Source organism: Stappia taiwanensis (genome assembly GCF_014635285.1).
Classification (GTDB): domain Bacteria; phylum Pseudomonadota; class Alphaproteobacteria; order Rhizobiales; family Stappiaceae; genus Stappia; species Stappia taiwanensis.
Window position 1 is genome coordinate 470,060 of record NZ_BMCR01000001.1, and the last position, 23,778, is coordinate 493,837.

Below are 23,778 nucleotides of genomic sequence, written 5' to 3' on the forward strand. Positions count from 1 at the left end.
GCCGTCGAGCAGTGTGTTCCTGTCAGGTCTCGTCCCCGTGTCATTCAAAACCACCCGATATCGTCGCAAGACCCTTTGGCAGCGCCTCATCGCCCCGTTCGTGGCGGTCGCCTTGCTGGGCTATTTCGGCTTCCATGCGCTCAATGGCGAGCTGGGGCTTGTCGGCAAGGCACGCCTCGAGCACCGCTTCGCGGCACTGGAAACCGAGCTTGCCGAGCTGCGCAGCCAGCGCGAGGAGCTGGAAAGCCGGGTTGCCCTGATGCGCCCGGAAAGCCTTGATCCGGACATGATCGACGAGCGCGCCCGCGCCAGCCTCAATCTCGTGCACCCGGACGAACTGGCCATTCTGCGCCCTTCCGCAAGAGCGGGAATTTAATCGAAATTCAGTTGAATTGGTCGTTTCAACTGAATTTCGATTAATATCTGAATCTGTCATATAATTCATATGCTAAACGCTGTACGGTTCTCGCCGTACGTGGCCTTTTATTGACATTCGCCATCAGGTACCGTCCGCTAGGATTTTCTAGGGGAAGCGCCGTCCCGCAAGGGACTTAAATCATTGAGACGAGGGACATGGCAGCAACGTCGAAGAAAGCAGCCGCATCGCGCGCGGGAAGCGCCGGGCGGTCCAGGGGAGGGGCGGCGAAAGCAGCGCCCGCGGTCGCGGATTTCACCAAGGAACAGGAGTTCGATGCCTATCGGCACATGCTGCTGATCCGCCGGTTCGAGGAAAAGGCCGGCCAGCTCTACGGCATGGGGCTGATCGGCGGGTTCTGTCACCTCTACATCGGTCAGGAAGCGGTCGTCGTCGGCATGCGCATGGCGTCGAGCGAAGGCGACCAGATGATCACCGGATACCGGGATCACGGCCACATGCTCGCCATGGACATGGACGCCAAGGGCGTCATGGCCGAGTTGACCGGGCGCCGGGGCGGCTATTCCAAGGGGAAGGGCGGCTCCATGCACATGTTCTCCAAGGAAAAGAACTTCTACGGCGGCCACGGCATCGTCGGCGCGCAGGTGTCGCTCGGCACCGGTCTGGGCTTTGCCAACAAGTACCGCGAAAACGGTGCGGTCGCGATGACCTACTTCGGCGATGGCGCCGCCAACCAGGGCCAGGTCTACGAGAGCTTCAACATGGCCGAGCTGTGGAAGCTGCCGGTGATCTACGTCATCGAGAACAACAAATACGGCATGGGCACCAGCATCGAGCGCGCCTCCGCCACCACCGACCTTTCCCATCGCGGCGCCTCCTTCGGCATTCCCGGCGAGCAGGTCGATGGCATGGATGTGCGCGCGGTGATGGCCGCCAGCGAAAAGGCGCTGGAGCACTGCCGCGCCGGCAAGGGCCCCTACATCCTGGAGATGATCACCTACCGCTATCGCGGTCATTCCATGTCCGATCCGGCCAAGTACCGCTCCAAGGAGGAGGTGCAGAAGATGCGGACCGAGCACGACCCGATCGAGCAGGTTCGGGCCCGTCTTCTGGAAAAGGGCTGGGCCACCGAGGATGAGCTGAAGGCCATCGACAAGGAGGTTCGCGAGATCGTCGCCGAGGCGGCCGAATTCGCCCAGACCGACCCGGAGCCGGATGCCTCCGAGCTCTACACCGACATTCTTCTCTGAGGGCGGGGACCTACGATGCCGATTGATATCTTGATGCCGGCCCTCTCGCCGACCATGGAAGAGGGCACCCTGGCGAAATGGGTGAAGAAAGAGGGCGACCAGGTGTCGTCCGGCGACGTGATCGCGGAAATCGAGACCGACAAGGCGACCATGGAGGTCGAGGCGGTCGATGAGGGCACCATCGGCAAGATCCTGGTGGCCGAGGGCACCGAGAACGTCAAGGTGAACACGCCGATTGCCGTGCTGCTCTCCGACGGCGAGGACGCCTCCGCCATGGACGCGGCTCCCGCACCGGCGCCGGCCGCCGCTGAGGCCGCCCCCGCACCGCAGGCGCCCGCGCCCGTTGCCGCAGCGCCGGTCGCCGCGCCTCAGGCTGCAAGTGAGCCGGATGTGCCGGAAGGCACGAAGATGGTCAGCTCCACCGTGCGCGAAGCGCTGCGCGATGCCATGGCCGAGGAAATGCGCCGGGACGGCGATGTGTTCCTGATGGGTGAGGAGGTCGCCGAATACCAGGGCGCCTACAAGATCTCGCAAGGGCTGCTTGAGGAATTCGGCGCTCGCCGGGTGATCGACACGCCAATCACCGAGCATGGCTTCACTGGTCTCGGCGTTGGCGCGGCGATGGCCGGGCTGAAGCCGATCGTCGAGTTCATGACCTTCAACTTCGCCATGCAGGCCATCGATCACATCATCAACTCCGCCGCCAAGACGCTTTACATGTCCGGTGGTCAGATGGGCGCGCCGATCGTCTTCCGTGGCGCCAACGGCGCGGCGGCGCGCGTCGCCGCCCAGCACAGCCAGGACTATGCCGCCTGGTATGCCCATGTGCCGGGCCTGAAGGTGGTTCAACCCTATTCGGCGGCGGATGCCAAGGGGCTCCTCAAGGCCGCCATCCGCGACCCGAACCCGGTCGTGTTCCTGGAAAACGAGATCCTCTACGGCCAGTCCTTCGATCTGCCGGATGTAGAGGACTTCGTGCTGCCGATCGGCAAGGCGAAGATCGAGCGCGCCGGCAGCGATGTTACCATCGTCTCCTGGGGCATCGGCATGACCTACGCCATGAAGGCAGCGGCGGAACTGGAAGCTGCCGGCATCTCCGCCGAGGTGGTCAACCTGCGCACCATCCGCCCGCTCGACATCGACACGGTCATCGCCTCGGTCAAGAAGACCGGGCGGCTCGTGACGGTCGAAGAGGCCTATCCGATGTGCTCGGTCTCCGCCGAGATCGGCTATCAGGTGCAGGAAAAGGCGTTCGACTGGCTCGACGCGCCGATCCTGCGGGTTACCGGCAAGGACGTGCCGATGCCCTACGCCGCCAACCTGGAAAAGCTGGCGCTGCCGACGGTCGGGGAAGTCATCGACGCGGTGAAAGCCGTGACCTACACGGCCTGAGGGGGAGACACAGATGCCGATCAAGATTCTGATGCCGGCCCTCTCGCCGACCATGGAAGAGGGCAATCTTGCCAAGTGGCTGATCAAGGAAGGAGAGACCATCTCCGCCGGTGACGTCATTGCCGAGATCGAGACCGACAAGGCGACCATGGAAGTGGAAGCGGTCGACGAGGGCACCATGGGCAAGATCCTGGTGGCCGAGGGCACCGAGGGTGTGAAGGTCAACGAGGTGATCGCCCTTCTGCTGGAAGATGGCGAGGATGCTTCGGCGCTGGAAGGCGCCGCAAGTGGCGTCGGCGGCGACAATGGCGGCCCGAAGGCCGCCCCGGTGGAAACGCCCGCACCGGCCCCAGCGGCAGCGGTTGCACCAGCTGCAGAAGCGCCGACACCGGCCGCGCCCGCAGCGCCTGTTGCCGCTTCCGGCGAGCGCATCTTCGCCTCGCCGCTGGCCCGCCGGCTCGCTGCCCAGAACGAACTTGACCTCAAGGCCCTGACCGGCTCCGGCCCGCATGGCCGGATCGTCAAGCGCGACATCGACAAGGCCGTCAGCGAAGGCACCGGCAAGGCCGTGGCCGCGCCGGCCGCGGAAGCGCCGAAACCTGCTGCTGCGGCGCCTGCGCCGGCCATGGCAGCCGGCCCGTCCAGCGATCAGGTGCTCAAGCTGTTCGAGGAAGGCTCCTACGAGCTGGTGCCCCATGACGGCATGCGCAAGACGATCGCCCGCCGCTTGCAGGAATCCAAGCAGACCATCCCGCATTTCTACGTCACCGTGGATTGCGAACTGGACGCCCTGCTGGCCCTGCGCGCCCAGCTCAACGCCGCTGCACCGACGAGCAAGGACGGCAAGCCCGCCTACAAGCTGTCGGTCAACGACATGGTGATCAAGGCCATGGCGCTGGCCCTTCGCGATGTGCCGGAAGCCAACGTCTCCTGGACGGATGACGCCATGGTCAAGCACAAGCACGTCGATGTCGGTGTTGCCGTGTCGATCCCCGGCGGCCTGATCACCCCGATCGTGCGCAGCGCCGAGATGAAGCCGTTGTCGGTCATCTCCAACGAGATGAAGGACATGGGCACGCGCGCCAGGGAGCGCAAGCTCAAGCCCGAGGAGTACCAGGGTGGCACCACGGCGGTCTCCAACATGGGGATGATGGGGGTGAAGGACTTCGCGGCGGTGGTCAATCCGCCCCATGCGACGATCCTGGCCGTCGGCGCCGGCGAAAAGCGCCCGGTGGTGAAGGACGACGCGCTGGCCATCGCCACGGTGATGTCCGTGACGCTTTCCACCGACCACCGTGCAGTCGATGGTGCGCTCGGGGCGGAGCTTCTCGCCGCCTTCAGGAGCTACATCGAAAACCCGATGTCGATGCTGGTATAAAGTATACTGAAAGGATTTATACGTGGCAAAAGTAAGTTTAGGGATGAAGAGTCACCCTCTTAGCCGAGAGGAAAATGGTGTTGAATTTGAAATTCATGCTAATGATGGCGCAAAAATAGGTGAATTAGTTGTCAGCAAAGGCGGCGTTCGATGGAAACCCAAAGGTCAACACGATCATTTTTTTGCTGATTGGAAAAAATTCAATAAAATAATGTCTGATGCAGGGCTAAAGAAGAAGTGACGCAACTTGGTTATTTCGGTGCGTTTTCTTCGCTGATCTAAGTGCACGCGGTAGCTAGGTGTGCCTAGCTACCGCTGTCTACGGGATTTCGAAATTCTCGGACGTAAGGCAATGCGCTTCTGTCCGATTTAGCCGTCCGAGCTGGAGGAATTTTCATGAGCGCAACGTCATATGACGTGATCATCATCGGCTCGGGGCCGGGCGGCTATGTGACGGCAATCCGCGCCGCGCAGCTGGGCCTGAAGACCGCGATCGTCGAACGTGAACATCTGGGCGGCATCTGCCTCAACTGGGGCTGCATCCCGACCAAGGCGCTGCTGCGCTCCGCCGAAATCCTCGATCATGCCAACCACGCCAAGAGCTACGGCCTGACGCTCGAAGGCAAGATGACCGCCGACGTCAAGGATGTGGTCAAACGCTCGCGCGGCGTGTCGGCGCGGCTCAATGGCGGCGTCGCCTTCCTGATGAAGAAGAACAAGATCGACGTGATCTGGGGCGAGGCCAAGCTGACCAGGCCCGGCGAGATCACTGTCGGGAAATCGTCCAAGCCCGTGGTCGAGCCGCAGAACCCGGTTCCCAAGGGCGTGAAGGGCGAGGGCACCTACACGGCAAAGCACATCATCGTCGCCACCGGCGCCCGTCCGCGTGCGCTGCCGGGCATCGAGCCGGACGGCAAGCTGATCTGGACCTATTTCGAGGCGATGAAGCCCGATGTCATGCCGAAATCGCTGGTGGTGATGGGCTCGGGCGCCATCGGCATCGAATTCGCCTCCTTCTACCGGTCCATGGGCGCGGACGTGACGGTGGTCGAAGTGATGCCGCAGGTGATGCCGGTGGAAGATGCGGAAATCTCCGCCCTGGCCCGCAAGCAGCTTGAAAAGCGCGGTATGAAGATCCTGACCGAAGCCAAGGTCACCAAGGTGGAGAAGGGCGCCGATTCGATCACCGCCCATGTGGAGACCCGGGACGGCAAGGTGCAGACCATCACCGCCGACCGGCTGATCTCGGCCGTTGGCGTGCAGGGCAACATCGAAGGGTTGGGCCTTGAGGCCCTCAATGTGAAGACCGACCGGGGCTGCATCGTCATCGACGGCTACGGCAAGACCAACGTGCCGGGCCTTTATGCCATCGGCGATGTGGCCGGCCCGCCGATGCTCGCCCACAAGGCGGAGCATGAAGGCGTCGTCTGTATCGAGAAGATCGCCGGGCTGCCGAACGTCCACCCGATGGACAAGGGCAAGATCCCGGGCTGCACCTATTGCAATCCGCAGGTGGCGTCCGTCGGCCTGACCGAGGCAAAGGCGAAGGAAGCGGGCCGCGAGATCCGTGTCGGCCGCTACAGCTTCGGCGCCAACGGCAAAGCCATCGCCCTTGGCGAGGATCAAGGCATGATCAAGACGATCTTCGACAAGAAGACCGGCGAACTGCTCGGCGCGCATATGGTGGGCGCGGAAGTGACCGAACTGATCCAGGGCTTCGTCGTCGCCATGAATCTGGAGACGACCGAGGAAGAGCTGATGCACACGATCTTCCCGCACCCGACCCTGTCGGAAATGATGAAGGAAAGCGTGCTCGACGCCTATGGCCGGGTGCTGAACGCCTGAGGTGGCGGGCAGCCCCGGACTCTTTCCCGGCAGACGGCCAATGCGCCGCCCTTCGGGGCGCTCTTGAGTTGTCGCGGGGAAGGGGTACCCTTGGAAGGCGCCGGGATCGCCCCGGACGCGGAGACACGTGAACGGGGGATAAGGACATGGACATCAAGAACATCGTCATCTGGTGCGTCATCGGCATCATCGCCGGCTGGCTCGCCAGCCTCGTCATCGGCGGCGGCGGTTTGATCCGCTACCTTCTGACCGGCATCATCGGTGCCTTCGTCGGCGGCTTCCTGTTCAGCTTTGCCGGCATCAACATCAATCTGGGCAATGCTTACGTCAATCAGGTGGTGGTCGCCGCCGTTGGTGCAATTGTCGTCGTGCTGATTGCCCGGGTGCTGGCATGAACTTCATTTTCTGGATCGCCATCGGGCTGATTGCCGGCGCGGTGGCGCACCGGGTGTTCGATAGTCGGGGCGGCTTTCTCGGCAGCCTCGTCGTCGGGCTGATCGGCGCCCTGCTTGGCGGAAAGCTGGCGGAAATCCTCAGGTTGAGCGTGACCGGCGGATTCATCGACCAGTTGGTCATCTCGACAATCGGCGCCATCCTTTTGCTGTTTGTCTGGCGAAAAATACGCGGAAACTGATGGCCGGCGACGGCTGCGACCATTGCGGCGCTTGACGCGCACGGCGAAGAAGGACATTTGAGGCGCATGGTTACGATCCTCGACACCGTCTCGACACCGGCGAAGGACGACGCGCGTCCCCGCCATCCGGAAAAAGCGCATCGGCCGGACAATCCGATCAAGCGCAAGCCTGCCTGGATCCGGGTCAAGGCGCCGACCTCGCCGGTCTATCGCGAAACCCAGCAAGTGGTGCGCGGCAACAATCTGGTGACGGTCTGCGAGGAAGCGGGCTGCCCGAACATCGGCGAATGCTGGTCGAAGAAGCACGCCAGCTTCATGATCCTCGGCGATACTTGCACCCGCGCCTGCGCGTTCTGCAACGTGCGCACCGGCATGCCCGGTCCGGTCGATCCGAACGAACCCTCCGGCATCGCCGAGGCCGTCGCGGCGATGGGGCTGGAGCATGTGGTCATCACCTCGGTCGACCGCGACGATCTCGACGATGGCGGCGCCGGCCACTTCGCTGATGTGATCCAGGCTATTCGCGGCCGCTCACCCTCGACCACCATCGAGGTGCTGACCCCGGATTTCCTGCGCAAGCCCGGCGCCCTGGAAACGGTGGTCACCGCCCGTCCGGATGTGTTCAACCACAATCTGGAAACCGTGCCGTCGAAATACCTGAAGGTGCGCCCCGGCGCCCGCTACTTCCACTCCATTCGTCTGCTGCAGCGGGTGAAGGAACTGGATCCGGCGATGTTCACCAAGTCGGGGATCATGGTCGGGCTTGGCGAGGAGCGCAACGAGGTGTTGCAGTTGATGGACGACCTGCGCACGGCGGATGTCGATTTCCTGACCATCGGCCAGTATCTGCAGCCCAGCTCCAAGCATCACGCGGTGGAGCGTTTCGTCACGCCGGAAGAATTCAAGGCTTTCGAGAAGATCGCCTATGCCAAGGGCTTCCTCAAGGTCTCGGCGAGCCCCTTGACCCGCTCCTCCCATCACGCGGGCGAAGACTTCGCGGATCTGCGCAAGGCCCGCGCCGCGCGGATCGGAACCTCGGCGGACGCCGCCAACTAAGCGGGGCCGCGGGGGCGGATCAGCCGCCCCGGCTATCGGCCTTGACTGTGAGCTGTGCCTTTCCCATGCCGGCGCGAACCGCGCCGGCGGCAGCACTTGGGCCAGCACCGAAAACAAGATAGACAGACCCGATCACGAGCACTGCCTCCCATGCCATCCTTTGAGAACCTGCATCCGGTCGCGCATTCAGCGGACGACATGTTCGCCCTTGTCGCCGATGTGGAGAAATACCCCGAGTTCGTCCCGCTGTGTTCTGCCTTGCGGGTGCGCGGGCGCAAGGATCTGGAGGACGGGCGCAGCCTGCTGGTTGCTGACATGACCGTCGCCTACAAGATGTTCCGGGAAACCTTCACCAGCCGGGTGACCCTGTCGCCCGACACGCGGGAGATCCTGGTGGAGTATCTCGACGGCCCGTTCAAGCATCTGGAAAACCGTTGGACCTTCCGCCCGACAGGGGAGGGCCGAAGCGAGATCGGCTTCTACATCACCTACGAGTTCAAGAGCCGGACCCTGGGCACGCTGATGTCGACCATGTTCGACCGGGCGTTCCGCAAATTCTCCGCCGCCTTCGAGGCGCGCGCCGACCTCGTCTATCCGACGGCCTGAGCTTGCGGGCAGGGGGAGGCTCCCCACCTACCAGAGGTGATAGGACTTTGTCTTCTCGCCGGAGTTCTTGTAGTCGGAAAATGCCTTGCTGATGTCCTTGAACCGCTGGCGGCGGGAAACGGCGCCATCGCTGGAGCGCATGACGTCCGCATTGGTGCCGGGAACGCCAATATCCTTCAGCGAGACCTGCTTGTCCGGCTCTTCGCAGACCCGGAACCAGCCCTGCCCTTCGTTGTACTCCAGACCGACGTCGCGCCCTTCCGAGGCCTCATAGTTGAGCCAGCCGACGGTTGCCGCCCGGGCGTAATACTCCCGGCCGCAAAGCGTGATCCGGTACAGGTTCTCGCCGGCCTTTTCAAACACCCGGTGACTGGCGAAAAAGGCCCCGTCCGCCTGGCGCGAGATCATGTAGAACTCGCCAGCCGTGGCAGGCGCGGCGAAAAGCACAAGCGCCATTGATGCATACCGCATGGACCGGATGGACCACATGGAGGTTTCCCCTTCGAGCCTTGAAATTGCATACAAAAATCCGCGCAAGCAACTCATGGGCAGCGTATACGATCGCCCCTGGCAATAAAGCGCTTCTTTAGCCGGTCAAATTTTAAGTACCTCCAGATCCAGCAGACCTTCCAGCGCCTGAGCGATCGCATCGCCGCGAATGGCAGCCCGGCCCCGGTCCTCGAACCGGCGCACCACGTGGCGCACCGGCGCGCCGCGCGCGGCAAAGCCGAAATGCACCAGGCCGACCGGCTTTTCCGCCGATCCGCCGCCCGGGCCGGCGATCCCGGTGACCGACACGGCGATATCGGCGCGCGAAGCCGCCAGCGCCCCTTGCGCCATCGCCTCCGCGACCTCCCGGCTGACCGCGCCCACCCGGCCGATCAGCTCGGCCGGCACGCCGATCATCCCGGTCTTGGCCTCGTTGGAGTAGGTGACGAAGCCGCGATCGAGCACGGCGGAGGAGCCGGCGATTTCGGTGATCAGCCCGGCAATCAGCCCGCCGGTGCAGGATTCCGCGGTGGCGAGCATCAGCCCGCGTTCCGTACATAGCCGCACCAGGGTCTCGGCGGCGGGCAGGAGGGGGGCAAGGTCGGTCAGCATGACGCGTCCTCCGGCAGGTAGTCGAATGGCAGCCGCAAAGTGGCCGTGGCAAGCGTTGCAATGCCTTCCTCCCGCCCGGTGAAGCCGAGCCGCTCGGAGGTGGTGGCCTTGACCGCGACCCGCCCCACCGGCAGGTCACAGATTTCCGCGATCCGCGCCCGCATGGCCTCGCGATGTGGGCCGACCTTCGGACGTTCGCACACCACCGTGGCGTCGAGCAGGGAAATCGCCCCGCCGGCGCGGCGCACCCGCTCGGCGGCGAAGCGCAGGAACTGATCGGAGGGCGCGCCGCGCCACTGCGGATCGCTCGGCGGGAAATGGTGGCCGATGTCGCCGTCGCACAGGGCCCCGAGAATGGCATCGGTCAGAGCGTGCAGCACCACATCCGCATCCGAGTGCCCCTTCAGCGCCCGGTCATGAGGAATGGCGATACCGCCGAGAATGACCTCGTCCCCCGGCTCGAACGCATGAACGTCATAGGCGGTCGCCACCCGCACATCGCTGCACCGGGCGAGCTCCTCCAACTGGATGATCCGGTCCGCCTGCATCAGGTCCTCCATGGTGGTGATTTTGCTGTTCGCCGCATCGCCCGGGCTGATTGCGACCGCCAGCCCCTGCCATTCGGCAACGGCGGCATCGTCGGTCAGCCCTTCGACCCCCGCCGCCGCCGCCCGCCGGTGAGCCTCGAGGATATCGGCGAAGACGAAGCCTTGCGGGGTCTGCGCCGCCCAGAGCCCTGCGCGTTCCACCGTGCCGCGTACCTGAACGCTGCTTTCCGGCGCCGTCACCTCGCCGCGCTTCAGCGTATCGGCCACCGGCACGGCGGCGACCACCGCCCGGGCGCCACCCGCAAGGGCATCGAGAGTGCTAAGGACGACATCACCGGTGACGAAGGGGCGGGCGGCATCGTGAATGAGCACCAGATCCGGCGCTTCTGCGCGCAGGGCCTCCAGGCCGTTCAGAACCGATGCCTGCCGGCTGTCGCCGCCGCCAACCGGTGGACGCAGTTTTGCATGAGCGGAACTGCCCGCCAGCGCCGCATCGTACATCGCGCGATCATCGGCGTGAATCACCACCTGAATCGAGTCGACCCGATCGACCCCGGCAAAGGCCTCGACGGTGCGGCGCAGGACGGCAACACCGCCGATCCGGCGATACTGCTTCGGCGTCTCGCCGCCGCCGGCCCGGGTGCCGCGTCCGGCGGCAACGACAAGAACCGCCACCTTCGTGGCGGATGCAATTTCAGGCATGGTCAATTCCGACCCCATTTTTGGAAAATCGAGTTGCTACGGTTTTGGCGGTTTCCGCGCGGGCCCTCAAGCCTTATGTGCAGTGCGAAAAAATGAGGCTTGCGGGCCAGTCGTGAATGACTATTCTGTAGGCACAATGAAAAGTGCACATCATATGAGCATAAATAGCCAGTCTCCGACGGAGGCGCCGATGCGGATTGCCGATATTCCCGTTCCCAACCGCGCCTTTCTCGCGCCAATGGCCGGCGTGACCGATGTTGTGTTTCGCCGGCTGGCCCATCGCTTCGGCGCCGGTCTGGTGGTGTCGGAAATGGTGGCGGGCGAGCAACTGGCCGACGGCAATGCGGACACGCGCCTGCGCAGCGAAAGCGCCGGCGTCGATCCACATGTGGTGCAGCTCGCCGGACGCGAGGCCCGCTGGATGGCCGAGGGCGCGCGCATGGCCGAAGGCGCTGGTGCGGCAATCATCGACATCAACATGGGCTGCCCGGCGAAGAAGGTCACCTCCGGTTACTCCGGTTCGGCCTTGATGCGCGATCCGGATCACGCGCTGACGCTGATCGAGGCGACGGTGGCCGCGGTCAAGGTGCCGGTCACCCTGAAGATGCGGCTTGGCTGGGACGATGACAGCATCAACGCGCCAGAGCTGGCCGCCCGGGCCGAGGCGGCGGGCGTTGCCATGATCACCGTGCACGGTCGCACCCGCTGCCAGTTCTACAAGGGCTCGGCCAACTGGGATGCGATCCGCCTCGTGCGCGAGCGGATTTCCGTGCCGCTGGTGGCCAATGGCGATTGCCAGTCTGCCGAAGATGCGCGTCAGATGCTCGCTCGCTCCGGCGCCGATGCGGTGATGATCGGACGCGCCTCCTTCGGGCGCCCCTGGCTGCCGGGTACCATCGGCGCGGCGCTCGACGGCACACCGGCGCCGCGAGTGCCGGCCGGTCCGGATCTGGCGGACCTCATCTGCGAGCACGCGGAAGGGATTTTCTCCCACTACGGAACCGAAAAGGGCGTGCGCAATGCCCGCAAGCACATCGCCTGGTACCTCGATGGGGCGGAAACGCCGATGCCGGCGGAGCAGCGCCGGGAGCTGCTGACCGCGACCGTGCCCGCCCAGGTGCTGGCCATGCTGCGAAGCTGGTTCTCCTCGACGCAAATGGGAGTGGCGGCATGAGTGGCGGCGCTGACATGACCTCTGGTGCCCTGATGCCCGGCGGAGGATCGCAGGTGCAAATCCTCGATGCCCTGCCGCATCCGCTGGTGCTGGTCGGCCCGCAAGGGGAGATCGAGGAGGCCAACACGGCGGCGGAGAACTTCTTCCGCGCCAGTGCCCAGGTGCTGCGCCGGCACCCGATTGCCCATTTCGTGCCCTTCGGCAGCCCGCTCCTGCTGCTGCTGACCCAGGTGCGTGAGCGTGGCACCCCGGTCAATGAATACAAGGTCGACATCGGCTCGCCGCGCATCGGCGCGGAAAAGGTCGTCGACATCATGGCCGCCCCGGTGGCCGACCGCCCTGGCTTCGTGGTTCTGATGCTGCAGGAACGGGGGATGGCGGAAAAGATCGACCGGCAACTGACCTCGCGCGGCGCGGCTCGCACCGTCTCGGGGCTCGCCACCATGCTGGCGCATGAGATCAAGAACCCGCTCTCAGGCATTCGCGGCGCGGCGCAATTGCTGGAAGCCTCCGCCGATGAGGACGACCGCCCGCTGACCCGGCTGATCATGGACGAGACCGACCGGATCGTGAAGCTGGTCGACCGGATGGAGGTGTTTTCCGACGAACGCCCGATCGAGCGCGAGCCGCTGAACATCCACGTGGTCCTCGACCGGGTGCAGCGGCTGGCCACCTCCGGCTTTGCCCGCAACCAGACCATCAACGTCGACTACGATCCCTCGCTGCCGCAGGTGCTCGCCAATCGCGACCAGCTCGTGCAGGTGTTTCTCAATCTGGTGAAGAACGCCTCGGAGGCGCTGTCCGGTCAGGAGCACGGGGAAATCACCCTGACGACGGCCTATCGCCCCGGCATTCGCCTTGCCGTGCCCGGCTCCCGGGAGAAGGTCAGCCTGCCGCTGGAGTTCTGCGTGCGCGACAATGGCATCGACGGCGTGCCGGAAGAGCTTCTGCCCCACCTTTTCGACCCCTTCGTCACCACCAAGGCCAATGGCTCCGGCCTCGGTCTGGCGCTGGTCGCCAAGATCATCGGCGACCACGGCGGGGTGATCGAATGCGACAGCCAGCCCGGACGCACGGTGTTTCGCATTCTCATGCCGGCCCATGTGCCGGGCGACGAGCGCTAAGGACAGGATTTCGACATCATGGCAAACGGCACGATCCTTGTCGCCGACGACGACACCGCCATCCGCACCGTGCTGAACCAGGCCCTGTCCCGGGCCGGCTACACGGTGCGTCTTACCTCTAATGCGGCCACCCTGTGGCGCTGGGTCAGCTCCGGCGACGGCGATCTGGTGATCACCGATGTGATGATGCCGGATGAAAACGCCTTCGACGTACTGCCGCGCATCAAGAAGATGCGGCCGGACCTGCCGGTGATCGTCATGAGCGCCCAGAACACCTTCATGACGGCGATCCGCGCCTCGGAGAAGGGCGCCTACGAATACCTGCCCAAGCCGTTCGACCTGAAGGAACTGATCGGCATCGTCGGGCGGGCGCTGGCCGAGCCCAAGCGCAGCCGCACCGAGACCCTGGAGGAGGGGGGCGAGAACATCCCTCTGATCGGCCGCTCCCCCGCCATGCAGGAAATCTACCGGGTGCTGGCACGGCTGATGCAAACCGACCTGTCGGTGATGATCAACGGCGAATCCGGCACCGGCAAGGAGCTGGTCGCCCGCGCCCTGCATGACTACGGCAAGCGCCGCAATGGCCCGTTCGTTGCCATCAACATGGCGGCGATCCCGCGCGACCTGATCGAGGCGGAACTGTTCGGTCATGAAAAGGGGGCCTTCACCGGTGCCCAGCAACGCTCGGTCGGCCGTTTCGAACAGGCCGATGGCGGCACCTTGTTCCTTGACGAGATCGGCGACATGCCGATGGAGGCCCAGACCCGGCTCCTGCGGGTGCTGCAGCAGGGGGAATACACCACCGTTGGCGGCCGGGTGCCGATCAAGACCGATGTGCGCATCGTCGCCGCCACCAACAAGGACCTGCGCCAGCTGATCAACCAGGGCCTGTTCCGGGAAGACCTCTACTATCGACTGAACGTGGTGCCGATCCGGCTGCCGCCGCTGCGCGAGCGCACCGAGGACATTCCCGACCTTGTGCGCCACTTCTTTTCGCTCGCCGAGAAGGAGGGCCTGCCGCCCAAGCAGATCGAGACGGCGGCCGTCGACCGGCTGCGCCGCTATCGCTGGCCCGGCAACGTGCGCGAGCTTGAAAACCTCGTGCGCCGGCTGTCCGCGCTCTATCCGCAGGATGTGATTTCCGCGGCCCTGGTCGATCAGGAATTGAGCCAGCCGGTGAACGGCGTCGCCGAGGAGGAGGCGGAGGAGGGCGCGCCGATCGACCTGTCGGCTTCCGTGGAGCGTTACCTCAACACTTACTTCCAGACCTTTGGTGACGCCCTGCCGCCGCCGGGGCTTTATCATCGCATCCTGCGGGAAGTGGAATATCCGTTGATTGGCGCCGCGCTCGCCGCCACCCGCGGCAACCAGATCAAAGCGGCCGAACTGCTCGGGGTGAACCGCAACACCCTGCGCAAGAAGATCCGCGATCTCGACGTTCAGGTGATCCGCGCCCATCGGTAGCGCCTGATCCGAGAGCACGGTCCGTCGCGTGACGGGCCGCGCCGGCAACGGGGGCATTCACATCTCGTTATCCCTGTCGTATTTTGGCAACATTGTGTGGTAACGGTGCCGCATTCGGTGGACCGTTCCGCCCGTTTCGATTCTTCAAGGTGGTTGCCAGACCGTGATTGCGGACAAATCCATGAGTGACGATCTCCAGATGGAGCGCGGCGGGCGCAACCGGCGTATCCGCAAGCTTGGTCTGGTGTTCGTGATCGCCGCGCTGATTTCGATCACCGCCACCTTCTTCGTGCTGATGGGGGTGACGCCAATCGCCCCCGATGGCATGGCCACAACGGTTGCCATGATCATCAATGGCATCCTGGTCGCCGGGCTGCTCGTGCTGATCGCGCTCGAGTTCATCAGCCTGCTGCAGGCCCGCCGGCGCGGCCGGGCCGCCGCGCGACTGCATGGCCGGATCGTGACCCTGTTCAGCGTCGTCGCCGCCGTGCCTGCGGTGCTGGTGGCGATCCTTGCCACCATCACCCTCGACCGGGGGCTCGACCGCTGGTTCGAGGACCGTACCCGCCTGATTATCGACAACGCGCTGACCGTGGCCCAGGCCTATCTGCAGGAACATGCAAGGGTGCTGCGCGGCGAGTTGATCGCCATGGCCAACGATGTGGACCGGGCCAAGACCGTCTACGATTTCGAGCCGACCCGCTTCGACAGTTTCTTCCAAACGCAGACCTCGCTGCGCTCCTTGCTTGGCGCCTTCCTGATGCGCTCGGACGGCACCGTTATCACCCGGGTGATCGTCAATCCGGACGTCGAAGTTCTGCCGCCGCCGCCGGAGGCGTTCGGTCAGGCCGATGGCGGCGAGCCGGTGTTGATCGCCCCGGGCATTTCCAATCTGGTCGGCGGGGTGATGAAGCTTTCCGCCTATGACGACATGTATCTTTATGTCGCCCGGGCCATGGACAAGCGGGTGGTCGACTACATGCGGCTGGCGCAGGAGGGGGCCAGCCAGTACACGGTGATGGAACAAAGCCGCTTCGGCGTACAGGTCGCCTTCGCGCTGGTCTACACCGGCGTCACCCTGGTGCTGCTGCTCTCCTCTGTCTGGATCGGCTTCGGCTTCGCCAACATGCTGGTCTCGCCGATCCGCCGGTTGATCGGCGCCGCCGATCAGGTCTCCAAGGGCAATCTCTACGTCCAGGTCGAGACCGACAAATCCGCCGGTGACCTCGCCAATCTCGGCGCGACCTTCAACAACATGACCGCCCAGCTTCGCGGCCAGCGCGAGGCCCTCTTGGCCGCCAACGATCAGATCGACCGCCGCCGCCGCTTTACCGAAGCGGTGCTGTCCGGCGTCACGGCGGGGGTGATCGGCGTTGACGACGGCGGCCGGATTACCCTGGTCAACCGCTCGGCGCTGGCCCTGCTCGATGTCGAGGAAGACGACCTGCTCGATCAACCCGTAGGCACCGCCGTGCCGGAACTTGCCGAGATGCTCGGCGAGGTGCTGGCTCGGGAAGACGACCGGATGCGCGAGGAGCAGATTTCGCTTCACCGTCAGGGCCGGGAGCGCACCATCAACGTGCGGGTCACCAGCGAGCAGTCCACGCGCAGCGAGCACGGTTTCGTCGTCACCCTCGACGACATCACCGATCTGGTCTCGGCGCAGCGCACCTCCGCCTGGGCTGATGTCGCCCGGCGCATCGCCCATGAGATCAAGAACCCGCTCACCCCGATCCAGCTCTCGGCGGAGCGGATCCGGCGGCGCTACGGCAAGAAGATCACCGACGACCGCACCGTGTTCGATCAATGCGTTGACACGATCATTCGCCAGGTCGGCGATATCGGTCGGATGGTCGATGAATTCTCCTCCTTCGCCCGGATGCCGAAGCCGACAAAGAGCAGCGCCGATCTGCGCAACACCGTGCGCGAGGCGGCGTTCCTGCAAACGGTCGCCAACCCGGACATTTCGATTTCCACGCAGCTTCCGGAAGAGCCCGCCCGCGCCTGCTTCGATGCGCGGCTTGTCGGCCAGGCGCTGACCAATGTGATCAAGAACGCTGCGGAATCGGTGTCGGCCCTGCCGCCGGAGCAGCTTGAGCATGGCCGCATCACCGTCACCCTGCGCAACCAGGGCGACCTGCTGGCGATCGAGGTGGTCGACAACGGCATCGGCCTGCCGGTGGAGAACCGGCAGCGGCTGCTCGAACCCTACATGACGACCCGCGAGAAAGGCACCGGCCTTGGCCTCGCCATCGTCAAGAAGATCATGGAAGAACACGGCGGCGGCATCGAGTTGCTGGATGCGCCGGCGAATGCGGACGGCTCCGGCGGCGGACGCGGCGCAATGGTGCGGCTGACCATGGCCACTGAGCGTCAGGACACCGCGACGGACGCCACGGACGAACACCTTACCTCGGGAACGGTTGCGACAGATGGCCTATGATATTTTGATTGTCGATGACGAAGCGGATATCAGGGACCTGATTGCCGGTATCCTTGAAGACGACGGCTTCGATACCCGCACGGCCAGTGACAGCGATACGGCGCTGGCCGCGATCCAGGAGCGGCGGCCCTCGCTGGTGGTGCTGGATATCTGGCTTCAGGGTAGCCGGCTCGACGGTCTCGGCCTGCTCGACGTGATCAAGGAGCAGGATCCGGACCTGCCGGTGGTGATCATTTCCGGCCATGGCAACATCGAGACCGCCGTCTCGGCCATCAAGCGCGGCGCCTACGACTATATCGAAAAACCGTTCAAGGCCGACCGGCTGGTGCTGATCACCGAGCGGGCGCTGGAAGCCTCCTCGCTGAAGCGCGAGATACGCGAGCTGAAGCAGCGCAGCGCCGACGCGCTCGACCTCCTGGGCAACAGCGGTCCGATGAACCAGCTGCGCAACACCATCGAACGGGTCGCACCGACCAACAGCCGGGTGCTGATCACCGGCCCGTCCGGCTCAGGCAAGGAGCTCACGGCCCGCAGCATCCATGCCCTGTCGCAGCGGGCGCGCAATCCCTTCGTGGTGATCAACGCCGCCACCATCACGCCCGACAGGATGGAGGAAGAACTGTTCGGCATCGAGGATTCGGACGGCCGCATCCGCAAGATCGGTGCGATGGAGGAAGCCCACGGCGGCACGCTCTACATCGACGAAGTCGCCGACATGCCCTATGAGACCCAGGGCAAGATCCTGCGCGTGCTCGTCGACCAGACCTTTACCCGGGTCGGCGGCGCCGGCCGGGTCAGCGTCGACATCCGCATCCTGTCTTCCAGCGCCCGCAATCTGGAGCAGGAGATCGCCGAGGGGCGCATGCGCGAGGACCTGTTCCACCGTCTGGGCGTGGTGCCGATGCACGTGCCGGCGCTGGCCGAGCGGCGCGAGGATATTCCCGGCCTGGTGGAATTCTTCATGGAGCAGATTTCCGTGGCCTCGGGCCTGCCGATCCGCCGCATCGGCGCCGATGCCATGGCCGTGCTTCAGGCCCATGACTGGCCCGGCAACGTGCGCCAGCTGCGCAACAACGTGGAACGGCTGATGATCCTCACGAGGGCCGATCCGGAGGCGGTGATCACCGCAGACCTTCTGCCGAGCGAAATCGGCGCCGACGCCCCGAACCTGCCGACCAATGGCGGCGGCGAGCATCTGATGGCCTTGCCCTTGCGCGATGCGCGCGAGATGTTCGAGCGGGACTATCTTCAGGCGCAGATCAAGCGGTTCGGCGGCAACATCTCCCGCACCGCCGAATTCGTCGGCATGGAGCGCTCCGCCCTGCATCGCAAGCTCAAGTCCCTCGGCCTTTCGTGATACAAAACGCGCCGAATGGCACACTAAGAGGACGCGCTGACCCATGAGAGTGGTGATTTGTGGAGCCGGCCAGGTTGGCTACGGCATAGCGGAAAAACTCGCCTCGGAGCAGAACGACGTCTCGGTCATCGATTCGTCGCCGCGGCTGATCAACGCCATTCGCGACACCCTCGATGTGCGCGGCTTCGTCGGTCATGGCGCCCATCCAGACGTTCTGGCCCAGGCAGGCGCCGACCAGGCCGACATGCTGATCGCCGTCACCCTTTACGACGAGGTCAACATGGTCGCCTGCCAGGTGGCCCATTCGCTGTTCAAGGTGCCGACCAAGGTCGCCCGCGTGCGCGCCCAGAGCTATCTGACACCGCAGTGGAGTGACCTGTTCTCCCGCGACAACATGCCAATCGACGTGATCATCTCGCCGGAAATCGAGGTGGGCGAAATGGTCATGCGCCGACTGGCCTTGCCCGGTGCGGTGGAGACCATCCGCTTCGCCGACGATCAGGTCGTCGTCGTCGGCGTGATCTGCCGTGAGGATTGCCCGGTCGTCAACACACCGCTGCGCCAGCTCACCGAACTGTTCCCCGACCTTGGCGCGGTGGTCACCGGCGTCTTTCGCGGCAATCACCTGTTCGTGCCCAAGAGCTCCGATTCCCTGCTGGTGGGCGATCTGGTCTATGTCACCGCCCGCCGCGACCGGGTGCGGCGCACCCTGGCGATCTTCGGCCACGAAGAGCCGGAGGCGAACCGGGTGGTGATCGCCGGTGGCGGCAACATCGGCCTTTATGTCGCGCGTACACTGGAACAGCGGCAATCGGCCGCCAAAGTGAAGATCATCGAGCACTCGCGCGAACGTGCGGTGAGTGTCGCCGACACGCTGAAGCGGGCGGTGATCCTGCACGGCAGCGCGCTGGATCAGAAGCTGCTGCTGGAGGCCGATGTTCAGGACGCCGATACGCTGATCGCCCTGACCAACGAGGACGAGGTGAACATCCTGTCCTGTGTCATGGCCAAGAAGCTCGGATGCAAGCGCAACCTGTCGCTGCTCAACAACCCCAGCTACCCGGCCTTCGCCCATGCGCTTGGCATCGATGCCTTCGTCAATCCGCGCCAGGTAACGATTTCCAAGATCCTGCAACACGTGCGCCGGGGCCGCATCCGCGGGGTGCATGCCCTGCAGAACGGCGCCGCCGAGGTGATCGAGGCCGAGGCGCTGGAAACGTCGCCGCTGGTCGGCCGCCCGTTGCGCGACATCGACCTGCCGGACGGCATTCGGGTCGGTGCGATCTTCCGCGATGGCGAGGTGATCACACCTGACGGCAGCACCATCATCCGGGCCCATGACCGGGCAGTGCTGTTCGCGATCGCAGAGCGCGTGCGCCAGGTGGAGCAGATGTTCCGCGTCAGTCTGGAATTTTTCTGATAGGTGTGGGATCGAATGGGGCATCCAAGCGTTTGCGCGCAGTATGCCCGGGGATGCGAAAGACACCGCGCGAGACATTCGGAGGAATGATGAGTCGTATTGCATATGTGAACGGTCGCTATGTTCGCCATGCCGAGGCGGCGGTGCATATCGAGGACCGGGGCTACCAATTCGCCGATGGCGTCTACGAGGTTTGCGAGATCTGGCGCGGCAAGGTCGTCGATGAGCGGCGGCATCTGGATCGGCTGGAACGGTCCTTGCGCGAGCTGTCGATCGCCATGCCGATGTCGCGCGCCGCACTGGCGCAGGTGATGCGCGAGGTGATCCGCCGCAACCGTGTGCAGTCGGGCATTGTCTATCTCCAGGTGACCCGGGGTGTGGCCCGGCGCGATCATGTGTTCCCGCCGGCCGGCACCAAGCCGGCGCTGGTGATCACCTCCCGCGCCGTTCGTCCGGAGGTCGGCGACAAGGCCGCCGAGGCCGGCGTCGGCGTCATCACCGTGCCGGAAAACCGCTGGGAGCGGGTGGACATCAAGTCGGTCGGCCTGCTGCCGAACGTTTTGGTGAAGCAGAAGGCCAAGGAGGCCGGCGCCAAGGAAGCCTGGTTCGTCGACGCGGACGGGTTCGTCACCGAAGGCGGCTCGACCAACGCCTGGATCATCACCACTGACAACACCCTTGTCACACGCCCGGCCGAACATGGCATTCTGGCAGGGATTACCCGACGGGTTGTTCTCGATATGATTGAACGTGAGGGTTTATCGTTTGACGAACGCCCCTTTACCGTGGAAGAAGCGAAGAATGCGAAGGAGGCATTCATCACCGCCGCGACGACCCTCGTCATGCCGGTGGTGAAGGTCGACGATACCGTGATCGGGAATGGGCACCCCGGTTCGTTCGCAAGCGAACTTCGTTCAAAATTCCATGAGGTTAGTGAATTGGAACCAGTTTGAATGCCGCGCTTGACGTTTTGTAAAAACGGGCAGAATTCCCCATAAGGATGCGATAGACTGTCCGCCGCGTTGTCATGCGCCTTCCTCCAGGGCACGTGACTTCGGGCCCGCCGTGCGCGATTGCGCCGGCTGGCCGGGCATGCGAAACGTCGGTGCGGGCGCACCTATAATGCAAAGGCAGAATCAGGAAAAAATAAAACATGGCTGACCGCGCTCAAAACCTTCAGGACACTTTTCTCAATCACGTTCGCAAGCAGAAGACACCGCTAACGATCTTTCTGATCAATGGCGTCAAGCTGCAGGGCGTCGTGACGTGGTTCGACAATTTCTGCGTTTTGCTCCGCCGTGACGGCCATTCGCAGCTCGTCTACAAACATGCGATCTCCACCGTGATGCCGAACGCGCCGGTGCAACTGTTCGATCCGTCCGATGAAGCGGGCGAGAAAGCCGCAGGCTGATTGAAAAAACAGTCACGTCAGACCTCCGGCACCCCTGGCGGGGGCGGTCCGGATCATGCCAGCGACGGCCCGCGTTCCTCGACCGGAGCGCGGGCTGTCGTGATCGTTCCCGTCCTCGATCCTCGCCGTCGCCCGGACACCGGTCCGGAGGCGCCGCGCCGGTCGCCCGAAGCCCGGCTTGAAGAGGCCGTCGGCCTTGCCGCTGCGATCGAACTGGATGTGATCTCCAGCGCCATCGTTAGCGTGAGCGCGCCGCGTCCCGCGACCTTGCTTGGCAGCGGCAAGGTGGAGGATCTCGGCGCCATCGTCCGGGCCGAGGAGGTCGAACTCGTCATCGTCGACCACCCGCTAACGCCGATCCAGCAACGCAACCTGGAAAAGGCGCTGGAGTGCAAGGTGCTCGACCGCACCGGTCTGATCCTGGAGATCTTCGGCGCCCGCGCGAGCACGGCGGAAGGCACGCTTCAGGTCGAACTGGCCCATCTCAAGTGGCAGAAGAGCCGCCTCGTGCGCTCCTGGACCCACCTGGAACGGCAGCGCGGCGGCCTCGGCTTCATCGGCGGTCCCGGCGAAACCCAGATCGAGGCCGACCGGCGGCTGATTCAGGAGCGGATCACCCGGCTGGAGAAGGACCTGAAGCAGGTCAGCCGCACCCGCGAGCTGCACCGGTCCAAGCGGCGCAAGGTGCCGCAGCCGGTGATCGCGCTGGTGGGCTACACCAATGCCGGAAAATCGACCCTGTTTAACCGGCTGACCCAATCCGAGGTGTTTGCCAAGGATCTGCTGTTCGCGACCCTCGACCCGACCTTGCGCCGGATCGCGCTGCCCCATGGCGGCGAGGTGATCCTGTCGGACACGGTCGGTTTCATCTCCGATCTGCCAACCCATCTGGTCGCCGCTTTCCGGGCGACGCTGGAGGAGGTCACCGAAGCCGATCTGATCCTGCATGTCCGCGACATCTCTCATGAGGACAGCGAGGCCCAGGCCGCCGATGTCGCCGACACGCTGGCGCTGCTCGGCCTTGAGGGCGACCAGGACGCGACCATCATCGAGGTGTGGAACAAGATCGACCTGCTGGCGGAAGACCGCAAACGGGCGATCCTGGCCGAAAACGCCCGGCGCCCGAACGGGGCGATCGGCCTGTCGGCGCAAACCGGGGAGGGGGTCGACGCCCTGCTGGCGCGGATCGAGGCGGAGCTTTCCAGCCGAAGCATCACCTATGAGCTGCGCCTGCCGGTCGATGACGGCGAAACCCTCGCCTGGCTCTATCGCAACACGGAAGTGATGGCCCGGCAGGACAGCGAAGACGGTGTGCGGATCAGCGCAAGGGTGAGCGAGCGCCACCGGGGCGGGTTTCTTGCCCGGTGCCGCGGTTACCTCGCAACGCCTGACCCGTTGCCCTCAGCGGATGACGACCCGAGCAACGAGGCCCCCCCCAAAAAATCAACGGGCTACGATCCTGCCTCGGGATCAGGAACCGACTGACTCCGAAGCGGCGGCCTCAGAGGCAGGGACGGCCGGCGCCGTGCCGGTGGAGGTCTCTTCGGGCAGGCGCTTGGCCGCCTGCCACGCCGCCTCCATTTCCTCAAGGGTCATGGCGTCGAGCGTCACCCCTTGTGCTGCAGCGGTGTCCTCGATGGCAGCAAAGCGGCGGCGGAATTTCCGGTTGGTTCGCTTCAGGGCTTCCTCCGGGTCGATATCGAGATGGCGGGCGAGATTGGCCAGGGCGAAGATCATGTCGCCGATCTCATCGGCGATCCGCTCCCGGTCCCGCTGCTCCGCATCGACCTCATCGGCCAGTTCCTCGACCTCTTCGCGGATCTTGTCGAGCACCGGACCGGCCGCGCCCCAGTCGAACCCGACGCGGGATGCCTTGCGCTGCAGCTTTTCCGCCTCCGTCAGCGCCGGGAATACCGGTGGTACGGCGTCGAGAAAGCGCGGTGCCTCCTCGCCCAGCCCCTCGGCGGCGCGTGCCTCCGCCCGCAGACGCTTTTCCTCCTGCTTGATCCGCTCCCAGGCGCCCTTGGCCATGCCGGCGCTGCGCGCATCCTCATCGCCGAACACATGCGGATGCCGGCGGATCATCTTGGCGGTGATGCCCTCCACCACATCGGCGAAGACGAACGCCTGATCCTCCTCGGCGATCCGCGCGTGATAGACCACCTGAAGGAGCAAATCGCCCAGCTCCTCACGCAGATCCGTCATGTCGCCGCGCGCGATCGCGTCGGCGACCTCGTAGGCTTCCTCGATCGTGTAAGGAGCAATGGTGCCGAAGTCCTGCTCCAGATCCCAGGGGCAACCGGTTCCGGGCGTGCGCAACGCCGCCATGATCTCGATCAGTCGCTGAATGTCACGTGCCGGCTGCATGGCAGTCTCCCCGAAATGACGTTGGCCTGTGCCGTGAGGCTGGTCTGTCCCGTGACTTAGATCAGGCACAGCCAAAGGGGAACCGGTTTTCCGCGCGGGGCATTTTGTAAGGTCGCCGGATCGCCAAACG

23 protein-coding genes are annotated in these 23,778 nt (G+C 64.6%); 19 read left to right on the plus strand and 4 right to left on the minus strand.

The window, feature by feature from the left end; all coding sequences use genetic code 11:
• The first annotated feature begins 37 nt into the window (after nucleotides 1–37).
• The 10 genes from IEV83_RS02120 to IEV83_RS02165 all read left to right on the plus strand — a co-directional run bounded on the left by IEV83_RS02120 (nucleotide 38) and on the right by IEV83_RS02165 (nucleotide 8,537).
• Nucleotides 38–376 carry an FtsB family cell division protein gene (locus tag IEV83_RS02120; RefSeq protein WP_209002936.1) on the plus strand — a complete coding sequence of 113 codons (339 nt, stop codon included), beginning with the start codon at nucleotides 38–40 and terminating at the stop codon, nucleotides 374–376.
• A gap of 197 nt (nucleotides 377–573) precedes the next feature.
• Entirely contained in the window at nucleotides 574–1,626 is a 1,053-nt protein-coding gene (pdhA, locus tag IEV83_RS02125) for a pyruvate dehydrogenase (acetyl-transferring) E1 component subunit alpha (RefSeq protein WP_181761387.1), read from the plus strand.
• A gap of 15 nt (nucleotides 1,627–1,641) precedes the next feature.
• Nucleotides 1,642–3,018, plus strand: a complete 1,377-nt coding sequence (locus IEV83_RS02130) for a pyruvate dehydrogenase complex E1 component subunit beta (protein ID WP_181761386.1) — start codon at nucleotides 1,642–1,644, stop codon at nucleotides 3,016–3,018.
• A gap of 13 nt (nucleotides 3,019–3,031) precedes the next feature.
• A complete protein-coding gene (locus IEV83_RS02135; protein WP_181761385.1) occupies nucleotides 3,032–4,396 on the plus strand; it encodes a pyruvate dehydrogenase complex dihydrolipoamide acetyltransferase in 1,365 nt (454 codons plus the stop codon).
• A gap of 22 nt (nucleotides 4,397–4,418) precedes the next feature.
• Nucleotides 4,419–4,637 carry a hypothetical protein gene (locus tag IEV83_RS02140; RefSeq protein WP_181761384.1) on the plus strand — a complete coding sequence of 73 codons (219 nt, stop codon included), beginning with the start codon at nucleotides 4,419–4,421 and terminating at the stop codon, nucleotides 4,635–4,637.
• Between the two features lie 155 nt (nucleotides 4,638–4,792).
• Nucleotides 4,793–6,241 carry a dihydrolipoyl dehydrogenase gene (gene lpdA, locus IEV83_RS02145; protein ID WP_181761383.1) on the plus strand — a complete coding sequence of 483 codons (1,449 nt, stop codon included), beginning with the start codon at nucleotides 4,793–4,795 and terminating at the stop codon, nucleotides 6,239–6,241.
• Between the two features lie 146 nt (nucleotides 6,242–6,387).
• Complete coding sequence (locus tag IEV83_RS02150; protein WP_181761382.1) at nucleotides 6,388–6,636, plus strand: GlsB/YeaQ/YmgE family stress response membrane protein; 249 nt, start codon at nucleotides 6,388–6,390, stop codon at nucleotides 6,634–6,636.
• On the plus strand, nucleotides 6,633–6,875 hold the full coding sequence (locus tag IEV83_RS02155; protein ID WP_181761381.1) for a GlsB/YeaQ/YmgE family stress response membrane protein: 243 nt from the start codon (nucleotides 6,633–6,635) through the stop codon (nucleotides 6,873–6,875). The genes IEV83_RS02150 and IEV83_RS02155 overlap by 4 nt, the downstream gene beginning before the upstream one ends.
• Nucleotides 6,876–6,941: 66 nt before the next feature.
• Nucleotides 6,942–7,931 carry a lipoyl synthase gene (lipA, locus tag IEV83_RS02160; RefSeq protein ID WP_181761380.1) on the plus strand — a complete coding sequence of 330 codons (990 nt, stop codon included), beginning with the start codon at nucleotides 6,942–6,944 and terminating at the stop codon, nucleotides 7,929–7,931.
• 150 nt (nucleotides 7,932–8,081) lie between these two features.
• The gene (locus IEV83_RS02165; RefSeq protein WP_181761379.1) at nucleotides 8,082–8,537 is read left to right on the plus strand and encodes a type II toxin-antitoxin system RatA family toxin; all 456 of its coding nucleotides are present in this window, start codon (nucleotides 8,082–8,084) and stop codon (nucleotides 8,535–8,537) included.
• Nucleotides 8,538–8,564: 27 nt separating this feature from the next.
• Here the strand turns inward: IEV83_RS02165 and IEV83_RS02170 are convergent, their stop codons facing one another.
• The 3 genes from IEV83_RS02170 to IEV83_RS02180 form a co-directional block, all read right to left on the minus strand.
• Nucleotides 8,565–8,993 carry a hypothetical protein gene (locus tag IEV83_RS02170; RefSeq protein ID WP_181761378.1) on the minus strand — a complete coding sequence of 143 codons (429 nt, stop codon included), beginning with the start codon at nucleotides 8,991–8,993 and terminating at the stop codon, nucleotides 8,565–8,567.
• Between the two features lie 138 nt (nucleotides 8,994–9,131).
• Nucleotides 9,132–9,635 carry a CinA family protein gene (locus tag IEV83_RS02175; protein WP_371873393.1) on the minus strand — a complete coding sequence of 168 codons (504 nt, stop codon included), beginning with the start codon at nucleotides 9,633–9,635 and terminating at the stop codon, nucleotides 9,132–9,134.
• Nucleotides 9,632–10,888: a bifunctional 2-C-methyl-D-erythritol 4-phosphate cytidylyltransferase/2-C-methyl-D-erythritol 2,4-cyclodiphosphate synthase gene (locus tag IEV83_RS02180; protein ID WP_181761376.1), complete on the minus strand. Its 1,257-nt coding sequence runs from the start codon at nucleotides 10,886–10,888 to the stop codon at nucleotides 9,632–9,634. The genes IEV83_RS02175 and IEV83_RS02180 overlap by 4 nt, the downstream gene beginning before the upstream one ends.
• A 190-nt stretch (nucleotides 10,889–11,078) precedes the next feature.
• Between IEV83_RS02180 and dusB the strand changes: the two genes are divergently transcribed.
• The 9 genes from dusB to hflX all read left to right on the plus strand — a co-directional run bounded on the left by dusB (nucleotide 11,079) and on the right by hflX (nucleotide 22,766).
• Nucleotides 11,079–12,062: a tRNA dihydrouridine synthase DusB gene (gene dusB / locus IEV83_RS02185; protein ID WP_244628025.1), complete on the plus strand. Its 984-nt coding sequence runs from the start codon at nucleotides 11,079–11,081 to the stop codon at nucleotides 12,060–12,062.
• Nucleotides 12,063–12,076: 14 nt separating this feature from the next.
• Nucleotides 12,077–13,186: a two-component system sensor histidine kinase NtrB gene (locus IEV83_RS02190; RefSeq protein WP_181761419.1), complete on the plus strand. Its 1,110-nt coding sequence runs from the start codon at nucleotides 12,077–12,079 to the stop codon at nucleotides 13,184–13,186.
• Between the two features lie 18 nt (nucleotides 13,187–13,204).
• A complete protein-coding gene (gene ntrC, locus IEV83_RS02195; protein WP_181761374.1) occupies nucleotides 13,205–14,650 on the plus strand; it encodes a nitrogen regulation protein NR(I) in 1,446 nt (481 codons plus the stop codon).
• Between the two features lie 181 nt (nucleotides 14,651–14,831).
• Nucleotides 14,832–17,093 carry a sensor histidine kinase NtrY-like gene (locus IEV83_RS02200; RefSeq protein ID WP_181761373.1) on the plus strand — a complete coding sequence of 754 codons (2,262 nt, stop codon included), beginning with the start codon at nucleotides 14,832–14,834 and terminating at the stop codon, nucleotides 17,091–17,093.
• Nucleotides 17,083–18,450, plus strand: coding sequence for a nitrogen assimilation response regulator NtrX (ntrX, locus tag IEV83_RS02205; RefSeq protein WP_181761372.1), 1,368 nt, complete (start codon nucleotides 17,083–17,085; stop codon nucleotides 18,448–18,450). The genes IEV83_RS02200 and ntrX overlap by 11 nt, the downstream gene beginning before the upstream one ends.
• Nucleotides 18,451–18,493: 43 nt before the next feature.
• Nucleotides 18,494–19,870: a Trk system potassium transporter TrkA gene (gene trkA / locus IEV83_RS02210; protein ID WP_181761371.1), complete on the plus strand. Its 1,377-nt coding sequence runs from the start codon at nucleotides 18,494–18,496 to the stop codon at nucleotides 19,868–19,870.
• 89 nt (nucleotides 19,871–19,959) lie between these two features.
• Entirely contained in the window at nucleotides 19,960–20,823 is an 864-nt protein-coding gene (locus IEV83_RS02215) for a D-amino-acid transaminase (RefSeq protein ID WP_181761370.1), read from the plus strand.
• Nucleotides 20,824–21,023: 200 nt separating this feature from the next.
• Complete coding sequence (gene hfq, locus IEV83_RS02220) at nucleotides 21,024–21,281, plus strand: RNA chaperone Hfq (RefSeq protein ID WP_181761369.1); 258 nt, start codon at nucleotides 21,024–21,026, stop codon at nucleotides 21,279–21,281.
• Nucleotides 21,282–22,766, plus strand: coding sequence for a GTPase HflX (gene hflX, locus IEV83_RS02225; RefSeq protein WP_181761368.1), 1,485 nt, complete (start codon nucleotides 21,282–21,284; stop codon nucleotides 22,764–22,766).
• On the opposite strand, the gene mazG is transcribed toward hflX, so the two are convergent.
• Nucleotides 22,752–23,648, minus strand: coding sequence for a nucleoside triphosphate pyrophosphohydrolase (gene mazG / locus IEV83_RS02230; protein ID WP_181761367.1), 897 nt, complete (start codon nucleotides 23,646–23,648; stop codon nucleotides 22,752–22,754). The two genes, hflX and mazG, sit on opposite strands and share 15 nt — an antisense overlap.
• Between the last annotated feature and the right edge of the window lie 130 nt (nucleotides 23,649–23,778).

What these genes read in the sequence shown, in the direction of transcription:
- pdhA (WP_181761387.1), top strand. Translation starts at nt 574, where the DNA reads ATGGCAGCAACGTCGAAGAAAGCAGCCGCATCGCGCGCGGGAAGCGCC.
- IEV83_RS02130 (WP_181761386.1), top strand. Translation starts at nt 1,642, where the DNA reads ATGCCGATTGATATCTTGATGCCGGCCCTCTCGCCGACCATGGAAGAG.
- IEV83_RS02135 (WP_181761385.1), top strand. Translation starts at nt 3,032, where the DNA reads ATGCCGATCAAGATTCTGATGCCGGCCCTCTCGCCGACCATGGAAGAG.
- lpdA (WP_181761383.1), top strand. Translation starts at nt 4,793, where the DNA reads ATGAGCGCAACGTCATATGACGTGATCATCATCGGCTCGGGGCCGGGC.
- IEV83_RS02150 (WP_181761382.1), top strand. Translation starts at nt 6,388, where the DNA reads ATGGACATCAAGAACATCGTCATCTGGTGCGTCATCGGCATCATCGCC.
- IEV83_RS02155 (WP_181761381.1), top strand. Translation starts at nt 6,633, where the DNA reads ATGAACTTCATTTTCTGGATCGCCATCGGGCTGATTGCCGGCGCGGTG.
- lipA (WP_181761380.1), top strand. Translation starts at nt 6,942, where the DNA reads ATGGTTACGATCCTCGACACCGTCTCGACACCGGCGAAGGACGACGCG.
- IEV83_RS02165 (WP_181761379.1), top strand. Translation starts at nt 8,082, where the DNA reads ATGCCATCCTTTGAGAACCTGCATCCGGTCGCGCATTCAGCGGACGAC.
- IEV83_RS02170 (WP_181761378.1), bottom strand. Translation starts at nt 8,993, where the DNA reads ATGGCGCTTGTGCTTTTCGCCGCGCCTGCCACGGCTGGCGAGTTCTAC.
- IEV83_RS02180 (WP_181761376.1), bottom strand. Translation starts at nt 10,888, where the DNA reads ATGCCTGAAATTGCATCCGCCACGAAGGTGGCGGTTCTTGTCGTTGCC.
- dusB (WP_244628025.1), top strand. Translation starts at nt 11,079, where the DNA reads ATGCGGATTGCCGATATTCCCGTTCCCAACCGCGCCTTTCTCGCGCCA.
- IEV83_RS02190 (WP_181761419.1), top strand. Translation starts at nt 12,077, where the DNA reads ATGACCTCTGGTGCCCTGATGCCCGGCGGAGGATCGCAGGTGCAAATC.
- ntrC (WP_181761374.1), top strand. Translation starts at nt 13,205, where the DNA reads ATGGCAAACGGCACGATCCTTGTCGCCGACGACGACACCGCCATCCGC.
- IEV83_RS02200 (WP_181761373.1), top strand. Translation starts at nt 14,832, where the DNA reads ATGAGTGACGATCTCCAGATGGAGCGCGGCGGGCGCAACCGGCGTATC.
- ntrX (WP_181761372.1), top strand. Translation starts at nt 17,083, where the DNA reads ATGGCCTATGATATTTTGATTGTCGATGACGAAGCGGATATCAGGGAC.
- trkA (WP_181761371.1), top strand. Translation starts at nt 18,494, where the DNA reads ATGAGAGTGGTGATTTGTGGAGCCGGCCAGGTTGGCTACGGCATAGCG.
- IEV83_RS02215 (WP_181761370.1), top strand. Translation starts at nt 19,960, where the DNA reads ATGAGTCGTATTGCATATGTGAACGGTCGCTATGTTCGCCATGCCGAG.
- hfq (WP_181761369.1), top strand. Translation starts at nt 21,024, where the DNA reads ATGGCTGACCGCGCTCAAAACCTTCAGGACACTTTTCTCAATCACGTT.
- mazG (WP_181761367.1), bottom strand. Translation starts at nt 23,648, where the DNA reads ATGCAGCCGGCACGTGACATTCAGCGACTGATCGAGATCATGGCGGCG.